The organism is Arthrobacter psychrolactophilus, from assembly GCF_003219795.1.
Taxonomy (GTDB): domain Bacteria; phylum Actinomycetota; class Actinomycetes; order Actinomycetales; family Micrococcaceae; genus Specibacter; species Specibacter psychrolactophilus.
On sequence record NZ_QJVC01000012.1, the window covers coordinates 56,595 to 68,381 of the forward strand.

10 protein-coding genes are annotated in these 11,787 nt (G+C 61.0%); 3 read left to right on the forward strand and 7 right to left on the reverse strand.

The window, feature by feature from the left end; genetic code table 11:
- Positions 1-2: 2 nt before the first annotated feature.
- The 7 genes from CVS30_RS12085 to CVS30_RS12115 all read right to left on the reverse strand — a co-directional run bounded on the left by CVS30_RS12085 (position 3) and on the right by CVS30_RS12115 (position 9,260).
- Positions 3-1,250, reverse strand: coding sequence for a serine hydrolase domain-containing protein (locus tag CVS30_RS12085; RefSeq protein ID WP_110485579.1), 1,248 nt, complete (start codon positions 1,248-1,250; stop codon positions 3-5).
- A 160-nt stretch (positions 1,251-1,410) separates the two neighbouring features.
- Positions 1,411-2,061 carry a response regulator transcription factor gene (locus CVS30_RS12090; RefSeq protein WP_110485580.1) on the reverse strand — a complete coding sequence of 217 codons (651 nt, stop codon included), beginning with the start codon at positions 2,059-2,061 and terminating at the stop codon, positions 1,411-1,413.
- Positions 2,052-3,803: a sensor histidine kinase gene (locus CVS30_RS12095; protein ID WP_110485581.1), complete on the reverse strand. Its 1,752-nt coding sequence runs from the start codon at positions 3,801-3,803 to the stop codon at positions 2,052-2,054. The genes CVS30_RS12090 and CVS30_RS12095 overlap by 10 nt, the downstream gene beginning before the upstream one ends.
- Before the next feature lie 72 nt (positions 3,804-3,875).
- A complete protein-coding gene (locus CVS30_RS12100; protein WP_110485582.1) occupies positions 3,876-5,177 on the reverse strand; it encodes a serine hydrolase domain-containing protein in 1,302 nt (433 codons plus the stop codon).
- Positions 5,178-5,354: 177 nt separating this feature from the next.
- Positions 5,355-7,172, reverse strand: a complete 1,818-nt coding sequence (locus CVS30_RS12105; RefSeq protein WP_146233391.1) for a hypothetical protein — start codon at positions 7,170-7,172, stop codon at positions 5,355-5,357.
- A gap of 249 nt (positions 7,173-7,421) precedes the next feature.
- Positions 7,422-8,159, reverse strand: coding sequence for a zinc ribbon domain-containing protein (locus CVS30_RS12110; RefSeq protein WP_110485584.1), 738 nt, complete (start codon positions 8,157-8,159; stop codon positions 7,422-7,424).
- A 48-nt stretch (positions 8,160-8,207) separates the two neighbouring features.
- Positions 8,208-9,260 carry a Nif3-like dinuclear metal center hexameric protein gene (locus CVS30_RS12115; RefSeq protein WP_245934578.1) on the reverse strand — a complete coding sequence of 351 codons (1,053 nt, stop codon included), beginning with the start codon at positions 9,258-9,260 and terminating at the stop codon, positions 8,208-8,210.
- Between the two features lie 89 nt (positions 9,261-9,349).
- Between CVS30_RS12115 and msrA the strand changes: the two genes are divergently transcribed.
- The 3 genes from msrA (at position 9,350) to epsC (ending at position 11,694) form a co-directional block, all read left to right on the forward strand.
- Positions 9,350-9,874: a peptide-methionine (S)-S-oxide reductase MsrA gene (gene msrA / locus CVS30_RS12120; RefSeq protein ID WP_110485586.1), complete on the forward strand. Its 525-nt coding sequence runs from the start codon at positions 9,350-9,352 to the stop codon at positions 9,872-9,874.
- Positions 9,875-10,009: 135 nt separating this feature from the next.
- A complete protein-coding gene (gene cysK, locus CVS30_RS12125; RefSeq protein ID WP_110485587.1) occupies positions 10,010-10,945 on the forward strand; it encodes a cysteine synthase A in 936 nt (311 codons plus the stop codon).
- 161 nt (positions 10,946-11,106) lie between these two features.
- Positions 11,107-11,694 (forward strand): serine O-acetyltransferase EpsC, encoded by a 588-nt coding sequence (gene epsC / locus CVS30_RS12130; protein WP_110485588.1) that lies wholly within the window; start codon positions 11,107-11,109, stop codon positions 11,692-11,694.
- Positions 11,695-11,787 lie beyond the last annotated feature (93 nt).

Here is an 11,787-nt window from a genome sequence, read left to right on the forward strand (position 1 = left end):
ATTCATCTACTCAGGGGCGGAGCGTCGGCGGGTGCGGCCGCCGCGCCGATGATTTTGAACAGTTCCAGGGCCTGGTTGGGGACGCCTGCGGGATCATCAAAGGCCGCCTCGGTATAGGTCACGGCAACCGCGATGGCTATTTTTTCCGACGGCAGCGACGCTTCAACGGCCGAGTATCCGCCGAACATGGGATTTTGCAGCACCCAGTTACCGCTGAGCACCACCCCCAGTCCGTAGCTAAAGCCCACACCCATCTCCGTGCAGTTGACGCATCCGGGGACCTTGGAGGTCTTACCGCGCAGGCTCGTGGCGATCTGGGCGGCATGGGATTGCGCCGAAAGCAGCGATCCGGAACCAATCGCATCCGCCGAGGTGGTCATATCCGTGATCGTGGTGGTTTGCACGGCTCCCCGGGCCAAGGTCCACGACGGGTGCCAAAAGCTGCTGTCTTCCATGAAGCGCGTCGTAGCGGGCAAACCCAGCTGCTCACGGCGTTCCCCCGTGTAAGCGTGCAGCACGGGCTCGGGAATGTCAGAAGTGCTGGAGCTTTGGGTGCCGGAAAGCCCCAACGGTTCCACGATCTTCTGGTGCAACAGCTCATCCAGCGGCAGGCCCGCAATCTTTTCCAGGGCCAACCCCAGGAGGACGTAATTGGTGTGCGCGTAGTTCCAGTTTGTGCCTGGCTCGTAGATCAAGGGCTTGGACGTTCCGAAGCTGTACAACTCCTCCGGAGTCCAGGCCCGGAAGGGGTTGGCATAGAACTGTTTCTGAAACTCGGAGTCCGGCACATAGTCCACATAGCCGGAGGTCATTTGGGCCAGCTGTCCCAGTGTGACTTTATCGCTGTTGGGCACCTCGGGCAGCCAGGTCGATAGCTTCTCCGTCAAGGAAACCTTTTTCTCATCCACGAGCTGGAGCAAGGCGGTGGCCATATAGCTGATCGCGACGGCGCCATTGCGGAAATGCATCTCCGTGGTTGCCGGCACGCCCGGCATGGATTCGCCGTACGCTTCCGTCAGCACCGGTTCCCCTGCGATCGTCACCCGCACGATGACCGATCTCAGATGCCGGGCACTCATCTCATCGTCGATGATGCCCCGCACTTGCTCGGCCAGTTTTGAGTCTGCCGACACCGTGGCAGGCAAGGTCTCGGCAACCGAAGCTGCCGGCCGCAGCGAACATCCGGCGAGCGCAAGCACCGCCACCACGCCAAAGATCAGCCCGCTCTTGGCCAGTTGGTGCGCGCTCATGTGATTCCTGCTTTCATCGTGGGATCAGCTGAGACCGCCCTGACCCTGCCCGGGTCCGGGGAAGCTGCCCTGCAATGATGCTAGTGCCACCGATTCAGACACGGAATGGACCCAGGTCGCCACTTGTGGGCCATAGTAGCCGTAGGCGGGTCACTGTGTGTCAGTTGTCGCTGAGGTAGTGCATGACAGCCAGCACTCGACGGTGCGATTCCCCGTCCAAGGCAAGGTTGAGGGAGTCATAAATGCGGGAGGTGTGCTGCACCACGGCTTTTTCACTGAGGAACAGCTCTGCGGCGATCCGGGAATTGCTGCGACCTTCGGCCATGAGTGCCAGGACTTCCTGCTGCCGCGGGGTGAGCTCACGGATTGCCCCATTGGAGCGTTTGGCGCGCGCCACCATCAGCGCCACGACATCCGGGTCAAGGGCCATGCCACCGGCTGCAACGTCTCTCAGCTGGCCCAGAAACGTGTCCACGTCAGCGATGCGCTGCTTTAGCAGGTAGCCAACCTTGCCGTTGGAGGACGACAAGAGTTCCTTGGCGTAGCGACTTTGCATGTGTTGGGACAGCACCACGACAGCTATCTCCGGATGCTTTGCCCGGAGGCGCAGTGCCGCCCGCAGTCCCTCGTCGCTGTGGCTCGGAGGCATGCGGATGTCGGTAATGACCAGCTCCGGAAGGTGCAAACCAACGGCACGTTCCAATTCCACAGCATCGCTGGCTGCTGCGACCACCTCAAATCCACCCCCTTCCAACACCAGTTGCAGTCCGTGCCGGAGCAGGGCCTCATCCTCACCAATGACTACGCGCATGGCAGCTCCACCTTGATCCTGGTGCCTTCCCCAGGTGCACTGGCCAGCTCAAAGAAGCCACCCTGCACATCCACTCGGTCCCCAATTCCGCGTATTCCTGTGCCGGCGAGGAGGTCGGCGCCGCCTGTGCCGTCGTCGCACACTTCCATGTGCAGCCACCCTTCTACAATTTTCAGCTGCACCTGGATTTGGGTGGCGTGCGAGTGCTTCAAGGCGTTGCTGAGAGCCTCCGCCAGAACAAAGTACGCGGTACGTTCGACGGCGGATGGGCAGCTGCCGTCGTCGAGCTCAAGTTCCAGCGTGGTGGGGATGGGCATCCTGTCGATCAGGTCCTCCGCCGCTGCAGCCAGGCCCCGTTCGATGAGTGCTGCGGGCATCACTGCGTGCACCAATTGACGCAGCTCAGCCGCGGCGGAGTCTATGCCCCGCCGCAGGTGTGTGGCCCGTTCAACGGTTCCGGCATCCGAGCCTGGTGATTTGGCCAGTTGCTGGGCTTCCAACGCCAGCAGGACAAGCTGCATCTGCAATCCGTCATGGAGGTCCCGAGCGATCCGCCGACGCTCCCGATCCGCGGCGTCCACCAACCGTTCGCGGGAGCGTTGCAATGCGCCGTAGCTTTCCCGCAGCTCCACCGTCAACCGTTCTCTGTCCACGGCGATGGCCACCACCTGCCCGGCGGCCCGGATCAGGGCCGGATCTTCAATGACAGTCGTGTCGTACCCAATGGCCCCCACCTTCCTGCTGCCCACCATAATTTCCTCCTGCCCCCGGTTGGTGCTCTGGGCCACGGATGGGACAGGTGTTCCATCCTCGTTGACGAAGACCCCCTGCCGCGGCAACCAAAAGGACAAGGTCGCGGTTGGGTCACCCAGCGCACGCACCAGAGCCGCGGCCAGGGCGGATCGGGTTCCCCCGGAGGCGCCAAGCCAGGAACCCAATTCTTCCAATTCCCCGGTCTTGGCAAATCCGCCACGGAGCATTCCGTGACCGAAAGCGATCGGAATGCCGCCGAGAACCATCAGTTGCAACGCTGCCTGCGATTCCATGTTCATGCCGAGCAGCGGAGTCAGCACCTGGGTGCTCAAGGGGACAAAAAGTGCGGCTAAGGAGCCGTAAGCAAACAGGGGAATGAGGACCCGGCGTTGCCCGGGGTCGGCCTGGACCAACCGCCTGATGAGGACAAAGGCTGTGGCCGCCATTACCACTACGCCTACCCAGACCTGCAGCATGCGGGCAAGGGCTGCAACGGAGGGACTGTCGGCGATAAACAGAAAGGGTGCGGCGGGATCGGTGCGGAAGAGGTAACCCGGCGCCTGCAGGAGGAGTGAGTTCATGTAGGCCGCCGACACGGTGACCTTTGAAAGTCGACCTTTAAGCCGGCCGGAAGGAAAGGCGTGCAACATATGGACAATGACAGCCAAAATGAGGGTGGCCCCGATCGTGGACGCAGCCACAAAGACAGGTATGTCGCCGTTGCCCATCCCACCCAGGAAGACGGCAAACCCGCCAAACAGGATCAGGGCGCCCAAACGGTTGCCCGGGCGCCGGTGCCACGCCCGCACCCCGGCCAGCAGATAAACCACCGTCACAACGGGAAAGAGCATCATGACATGGCCAATCGGACCAGCCACAGGCAGCAGTGCCCATTCCATGGCAGCCAAGGAAAGTCCGGCCACAAAGATGACGACGAGGGAACGGTCCAGGGATCTGGCAAGCTTTAATCGCGGTGCCTTCTTGGCCATGGAAGCCAATCTACCGGCACATTCCCGGTGTCATGGAACTATGACGGCCGCCTAGCATGGCACGTCGGGGATTCATTGTTTGGGTGCCGGAGTGAATTCGTGGTCCAAGGCGACAGACACGGCTGTAAAAATTCGGGTGGCAGGGTCCATGCAGGGAAGTGTCTGCACCGTATCCGGAAGGGTCTTCGACTCGTCACACGCGCCGGAGGGGATGTCACTGTTGGCCAGCACCACCACGGTGATGTCGGTGTCAGTGTCATAGAATACCGAGGTGTTGTAGCCGGGCAGCTCACCGGTGTGTCCCACCCAGCCAGCAATGCAGCCCACTGCGAGACCATAGCCGCCTCCGTCAGGGAAGGAGGACAAGCGGTCGATCTGCGCTTCGCTGTTCAGCAAACCCTGCCCGGTGCCCAGTGCCCGTCCGTAGACCAGGAGGTCATCCACAGTGGAAACCATCTGTCCGGCAGTCCAGGCCCACGTGGGGTTCCAGCCGCTGGTGTTGACGGGCGTCGCGTCGCCTTCGGCGGTGCCCTGCAAGGTGAAGCCCTGGGCATGCGGAACCGGGTACGGATCACTGCCGCCGGGCATGGAGGTGGCATCTAGGCCAAGTGGGGCGAGGATCAGTTCATCCAACACCTGCTCAAAGGGCTTGCTCGTGACCTTTTCCACTACTCTGCCCAACAAGATGAAGTTCGTATTGGAGTAGTTGAACTGCTCCCCCGGCGCGAACAGTGGTGGCAGGGCAAGACCGGTGGCTAGCAGCTGATCCGGTGTCCACGTCTTGGTTGGATCGCTGAACAGCTCGTCCATGAATTTCTCGTCCAAGGTGTAGCTGGCAATGCCGCTCGTCATGTTCAAGAGCATGCGCACCGTGATGGCCGCACCGTTGGGCACCTCGGGCACGTAGTTGGCAATGGGATCGTCCAGTTCCAGCTGCCCGTCCTGCACCAACTGTTGAACAACGGTGCCCGTGAAAGTTTTGGTGACAGATCCAACGCGCTGATACACCCCGGTGGTCATCGGTGTCTTGGTCGCCGGATCCGCCAGTCCGTACGACTTTTGCCAGGTGCCCCCAGGGCTGCGTACCGCGACGACGGCCCCCTCACTGGCGGCATCGACGAAGCCCTGGGCGGCAGCAGCCTCCAATTTATCGGATTCGGCCGACGGCAGAACTTCCTTCGCTGCCTGGCTGAACTGACGGGCGACGACGGCACCCGGGTCAGCCACGCAGGCTGCGGTTCCCGACGAGGCAGGGGCCGCCGAAGGCGATATTGTTGGGCCGGGTGCCTTTGAGGGTGCGCCGACACAAGCGGTCAACAAGGATAGCAGCCCCGCCGTGGCGAGCGCGGTGGCAAGGCGAGTTTGAATTCTCATGAGCACTCCATTCTGAGCAGACATGTGCCCAAAACCATTGTTCCCGGCACCCGGCCGTTCAACCATAGACCTAGGTCCCCACAGCTGCTCTGCAGCAACTTTTCTACTTTCCGTCAGGAACTCCACGGCACCCGCGTGTTGAAACGAGCGGGTGCCGTGGAGTTTTGCAGCACCGGGTTAGGAGCTCCGCGCTTCATCGCGTCGCCGCACGATGATCATAAGGAACAAGCCGGCAAAGAGTCCGGCCCCTCCCAGGACCGCAACGCCGCCGATCAGCGCTGAGCTACTTCCGGTCACAGCCAAGCTGTCGGAATGAGCTTCCGTTCCTGCGGGCTTGACCTCACCCAACGGTGTCTTGTTCTCGATCACCGGCGCCTCCTTGACGATCACCGGGACCTTCACATCGGTCACCGGGGCCGGAGGCAGTGCCCCGCCGTACTCGTGCTCTTGCAGGGGAACGTTTTCCGAGCTCACCCGGCCTTGATTGCTTGGATCGGGAAAGGTGACAGTGGAACTTGTCGAGCGGAAGTACTGGCCCGCGTATTCAAAGAAGAACTCTCCACTGACCTGCTGATATGCGGGTGTGAAGAACGCGTTCACCGTTTTTCTGGGCGGAACGGGCAATGTGTACGTGGTGGACTTGGCTGTCGTCACCGTTGTCGAAATCCCGTAGGTAAGGCTCAGTGATGTCTGAACCTTCGCCCATGGTGCCGATGCCTCGAACAGCACACCCACGGTCGTGGACATCGAGTTGGTGGCCGCCCGCGAGTCCGTGTAGATAAAGCTCATACTGCCAGGCAGCTCGTAATCCACATTTTGCTGGGACCCCATGGACGTCTTGACACCATCAACGGCGGTCGGCAATCCCTTGGGAAAATAAATGCACTCCGCATCCGTTGAGGTGCAACCCTTGCTCAGGTATTCAGCGGCCTGTGCGGGATCTGTAAGTGTCGTGTACTGGCGCACACCAACGTTAAACGTGGCCTCCCAGTCACCGCGGCCCGAGACATTTGCCCCCGACCAGTCACACGTGTAGGGGCTGAATTTCACGATCTTTCCCGGTTGGATGCCAGCGGTGATCTGTTCTTGCGTCGGGTTGGGGTTGCCTTGGTAGATGTCGCAGGCCGCGTCTCGCTCATAACGGCTCGCGCTCTGGTTCTGGGACTTTCCCGCCACCCAGAACTGTGTGTCGAATCCGTCTTCAACGATGTGGTAGCTGAAGTCGGTTCGAGCCAGCTTCAGGGAATCGTTGCCCTCGGTCGGGCGCATGAAGGCGGCGAAGTGGGTGGATGCCCCGCTGGCTACTGTGTCGGGGGTAGCGTCTGCTGTGCGCAGCTGCCCATTGACAATGAGGTGCTTATTGCCAGAACTGAATACCCCGTCTTTAAGCGACAACGCATGATCGTCAGTGGACACGGCGGTGACCACACCGCGGGCAGTGGCCACTATTTGGGGCATCACATCAAAATCGACGAAATAGCCGTGCACACTCACTTCGTGCGCCGCGGCACACTTATAGGGCGACTTATACTCCACATCGGTGATCAGAACCGGATTGCCAGCAGCATCATCTTTGTAGACGTTGCACACGAAGTCATATTCGTTACCCCTGGGGGTCAGGCTTGGGTGACCGAACCAGGCGTCTCCACGCACAGTGTATTTAGTAGGTGCACCAAACTCTGCAATCCTATAGCTAAACTTTCCTTCGGCAATCTTCGGCCCCGTTGTCTGCCAATCATCCATGCCACCAACGGGAATATTCGTTGCAGGAAAGTCTGTTCCGCGTTCGCTCAGTTCGTAGCTGCCATCGATTAAGGACAGGTTGCCCTGGACCGAGACCGTGCCATCAACCCTGTAGTCGGCCGCAGCCTGTGCCGCAGACGGAACCAAGACCATGCCGGCGGTGAGCACCAGTGTTGAGAGAACGGCCAGAGCGACTGGTCGTGGCCGCAGCCCATGGAAATTAGGGGATTGTCGTCGTCGATAATTTGTCATGTCACCCACGCTAACGATGACCCTGACACTGCCGGAAGAGACCTAGGTCGCCACTGTGCCGCGCCCATCCTCGCAGCTCGCCCCGCCTCACCCCGCTTATCTATGCGGCACAAGAACTCGGGCGGGCGTGCAACTACTGCGGCATAAATGCGGAGGAACGGGTGCTATACGCGGCTCAACAACCAACGTGCTAGCCGCCATTCACCCGAGGGCGGTACCGCCCTCGGCAAGGGCGGCCGCCACGGAGTTTTAGCCCCACTCCTCCGAGCGGACCAGGATGGCGCCGGAATCGGGGCACATCACGATGGTTTCGGGGCTGATCTTCTTGATGTCGGCCAGGTCGCCAGCGCTGAGCTGCATGCCCGAACCTTCGGACTTGCCGTGGAAGAGTCGCGCCGCGCCCACGCCGTACTTGGCCAGCGCACGGTCATAGATGGCCATGAGCTCCGGGGCGAAGGTGGCTACAAGTGCATTGCGCTCCACGAGAATCGCGTCGCGTTCCATCTTCAAGGCGCCCAACTGGCTACGCACCTCATCGAGCACCTCGTCGAGCACGCTCTGCATCTGCGCAACGAGTTCGCGTTCGCTCTGCGCCTTGGCCGTGGCGGTTTCGAAGGCGTCCATGGCTTCCAGCTCAACGTCTTCCAGATCGCTGCGACGCTTCGTGAGCGACTCAATCTCGCTCTGCAGGGCCATGAGGTCCTTGGACAGACCCGTGCCGCTGTTAAGCTTGGCCTCGTCGCGCTCGATGCGAGCCACGACGGCGGCCACGTCATCTTCGCTCTTGGTCAGGGCGCGCTGAGCGTCGCTTACGGCGGTGTCGAGCACCACCAGATCGCTCTTGGCGACCGTGAGTCCAGAGTGCAGATCCGGCAGTCGCGGATCTTCCTTCAGGGCCTTAGCCTGGACATCGAGTCCCCGTAGTTTGCCGTCCAAAACCGCTACGTCCAGCAAGCGCATCTGCTCGCTTGGGTCTGCCTTAGCCATGTAAGTCCTCCTGCTGCATATTAAATAATGAGTTTCCTCTAGGTAAGCCTAGTTGCCGGGCGTGAGAATAAAATCCCACGGATCCGTATTGAGCGAACTGACGACCAGTTCAGCGTCAAATCCCTGATCGCTCAGGACGTTTCCCAAAGCCTTGGCCGCAGCGGGCAGCCACAGCCATTCGCTGGCAAAGTGCGACATATCGATCAGATAGGGGCGCCCATCAAGCCTGGCCTCACGGGCCTCCGACGCCGGGTGATGGCGAAGATCCGCTGTGATGAACACGTCAGCATCTGTTGCCCGAACTGCCGCAAAAAGGCTGTCCCCGGCGCCACCGCAGACGGCGACCTTGCGCACGAGAGCGTCCCGGTCCCCCGCCACTCGCACACCACCGGCAACGGCGGGCAGGCTCATGAAGATCCGGGCGGCTAGATCGCCGAGCTTTTCCACGCCGGGGAGCAAGCCGACCCGGCCGATGCCTTCCTCGATCAGCCCATGCGGCGCGGGCGTGAGTGGTTGCGCATCGCTGAGTCCCAAAACATCGGCGAGTACATCGGAGACACCACCCACAGCGCTGTCGCCGTTGGTATGGACGGTCAACAACGCACAGCCGCCCTCGATGAGACGGTGCACAACACGCCCCTTAGCGGACGTTGCCGCGACGGAGTTGACGCCTTTGAGTAGCAGCGGGTGATGGGTGATGAGCAGTTGGGCGCCCCATTCGAGTGCCTCCTCAACCACCTCGATCGTGGGGTCCACGGCAAACATGATGCGGTTCACGGCAGCATCGGGCCGACCCACCACGAGTCCGACGCGATCCCAGTCCTCTGCCAGCGATTCGGGCCAGAGTTCCTCCACAGCCACGAGCACCTCGGACAGCACGGGGGTTTCTGGGGCTTCCGCGGCAAAGTCAGCCTCGTCCTCAGGGGAAAGCTCGACGGCGTCCCCCGCCTCCGTCTCTAGCTCTGTTGCGTCGTCGCTTGCGTCGCTGGCTTCCTCGTCAGTAACCCCAAAATCTTCGGTCTGTGCCGGTGAAGTGTCGGCGCCGGGGGCAACCGGTCCAGTCACGCCGTCGGACATGGGGAAAGTTGGTTCCTTGCTCATGTTTCTACCTTACGTCCGGCAAGCCCATCTGGAGGACCTGCAACACCGCAGCGGGAATGTTAGCGCCCCCAAATAGCTTATAAAGGACTATGAAGACTTTTGTTTTAGGCGGAGGCTGCTTTTGGTGCCTCGATGCCGTGTATCAAATGACCCGCGGCGTGGAATCGGTCGTGTCCGGCTACACCGGCGGCGCGCTCCCCAACCCCACATATGAGCAAATCTGTACGGGGATGACCGGGCACGCCGAGGTGGTGGCCGTGACGTTCGACGAAAGCATCATCCCGGAGGAGATCATCTTGGACATGTTCTTCGTCCAGCATGACCCCACCACGTTGAACCGCCAAGGGCACGACGTCGGCACCCAGTACCGCTCTGTCATGTACTTTAGCGATGCAGAGCAGGAGACGGCCTTCCGGGCTGCCATTGAACGCAACCAGCCGCTGTGGGCCGATCCCATTGTCACGGAGGTGACGGCGCAGGAGAAGATTTACCCCGCCGAACACTACCACCAAGACTTTTACGCCCAGCGCCCCGAGGTGGGGTATTGCCAGGTCATTATCAACCCAAAAATTGCAAAAGTTCGCAAACATTACGCGGCGTGGCTCACGGCCTAGAACCCTGCAATTGGACTCGCTACGCTGACGGTAATGCACTGTCCCGCGCACGACGGCGAGCATGTTTGCGTACCGCGCAAATGACGCATCCGAGTCCGCATCTACCGCTCCCTGCAACTCTTTAAGGACCTTTTCATGGCTCGCATTTATGACAATGTCACCCAGCTCGTTGGTGGCACCCCCTTGGTTCGTCTGAACCGCTTGACCGAAGGCTTGGACGCCACGGTTGCCGTGAAGCTTGAGTTCTACAACCCGGCCAACAGCGTCAAGGACCGTATCGGTGTGGCCATTGTTGATGCAGCAGAAGCCTCCGGCGCCCTCAAGCCCGGCGGAACCATTGTTGAAGGCACCTCTGGCAATACCGGTATTGCCCTGGCCATGGTGGGTGCGGCTCGCGGATACAAGGTCATCTTGACCATGCCCGAGACCATGTCGACCGAACGCCGTGTCATGCTGCGCGCCTACGGTGCCGAGATCGTCCTGACCCCGGGTTCCGAGGGCATGCGTGGCGCCGTGGAAAAGGCGAAGGAAATTGTCGCCACGACCGAAAACTCCATCTGGGCCCAGCAGTTCGCCAACCCGGCCAATTCCGCCATCCACCGTGCGACCACGGGTGAGGAAATCTGGGAAGACACCGACGGCGCCGTTGACATCTTCGTTGCCGGTGTTGGCACCGGCGGCACCATCACGGGTGCCGGCCAGCTGCTCAAGCAGCGCAAGCCCAGCGTTCAGGTGGTTGCTGTTGAGCCCATCGACTCCGCCATCCTCAACGGTGGCGCACCGGGCCCGCATAAGATCCAGGGCCTCGGCGCCAACTTCATCCCCGAGGTGCTCGACCAGAGCATCTACGACGAAGTTCTCGACGCTACCTTGGAAGATTCCGTCGCCACGGCCCGCGCCTTGGGTAACCAGGAAGGCATCCTCGGCGGTATCTCCGCCGGTGCAGCCGTCTGGGGCGCACTTGAACTGGCCAAGCGCCCCGAGAACGCCGGCAAGCTCATCGTCGCCGTCGTCCCCGACTTCGGCGAACGCTACATCTCCACCGTCCTATACGACGATATCCGCGGCTAATACCCGCCCGGGTCCACCGCATCATGGACCCTTGATGCACGCTGGAATATTTCCCGCATCACTGACGCTCTTGTCAGTGATGCGGGTCTTCTGGTTTGCAGGAGATATAGCATTGAGAGCTACGCCGTAGATCAACTGCGGCGATCAACTGAAAGAAGTCTGTGGGATTTTTCGGCAGGATACGTGAAGACCTTGAATCTGCCCGGTCGCATGACCCGGCAGCCCGCGGTTCCATGGAGAACTTTTTCGTGTACTCCGGCATGCACGCCATCTGGATGCACCGCCTGACACACAAGATGTGGGCTAACCCCTCCCTGCGCTTTCCGGCCCGGGTGTTGTCGCAGCTGACACGGTTCGCGACCGGCATCGAGATTCACCCCGGTGCGACGATTGGCCGACGCTTTTTCATCGACCACGGCATGGGTGTTGTCATCGGTGAGACGGCCGAGATTGGCGACGACGTCATGATTTATCACGGGGTCACGCTGGGCGGCCGTTCCTTGGCGAAGACCAAGCGCCACCCCACGATCGGTAACCGCGTCACGATAGGTTCCGGCGCCAAGGTTCTGGGTCCCATCACGATCGGCGACGATTCCGCCATCGGTGCGAACGCCGTCGTGGTCAAAGATGCCCCGGCCAGGTCGATCCTGACGGGCATTCCCGCCAAGGTTCGCAGTCGGGATGCGAACAAGGAAATGGCTCCCGCCGTGGATCCCGCCGAATATATTGACCCCGCCATGTGGATCTAGTTTTCAGCTAGCCACACGTGATTCCCGGTGGGGACGACGACGGCCAGTGACTTTCCCAAAGGAAGTCACCGGCCGTCGTCGTACCCTAAAGAA

What these genes read in the sequence shown, in the direction of transcription:
- CVS30_RS12085 (WP_110485579.1), bottom strand. Translation starts at nt 1,250, where the DNA reads ATGAGCGCGCACCAACTGGCCAAGAGCGGGCTGATCTTTGGCGTGGTG.
- CVS30_RS12090 (WP_110485580.1), bottom strand. Translation starts at nt 2,061, where the DNA reads ATGCGCGTAGTCATTGGTGAGGATGAGGCCCTGCTCCGGCACGGACTG.
- CVS30_RS12095 (WP_110485581.1), bottom strand. Translation starts at nt 3,803, where the DNA reads ATGGCCAAGAAGGCACCGCGATTAAAGCTTGCCAGATCCCTGGACCGT.
- CVS30_RS12100 (WP_110485582.1), bottom strand. Translation starts at nt 5,177, where the DNA reads ATGAGAATTCAAACTCGCCTTGCCACCGCGCTCGCCACGGCGGGGCTG.
- CVS30_RS12105 (WP_146233391.1), bottom strand. Translation starts at nt 7,172, where the DNA reads ATGACAAATTATCGACGACGACAATCCCCTAATTTCCATGGGCTGCGG.
- CVS30_RS12110 (WP_110485584.1), bottom strand. Translation starts at nt 8,159, where the DNA reads ATGGCTAAGGCAGACCCAAGCGAGCAGATGCGCTTGCTGGACGTAGCG.
- CVS30_RS12115 (WP_245934578.1), bottom strand. Translation starts at nt 9,260, where the DNA reads ATGAGCAAGGAACCAACTTTCCCCATGTCCGACGGCGTGACTGGACCG.
- msrA (WP_110485586.1), top strand. Translation starts at nt 9,350, where the DNA reads ATGAAGACTTTTGTTTTAGGCGGAGGCTGCTTTTGGTGCCTCGATGCC.
- cysK (WP_110485587.1), top strand. Translation starts at nt 10,010, where the DNA reads ATGGCTCGCATTTATGACAATGTCACCCAGCTCGTTGGTGGCACCCCC.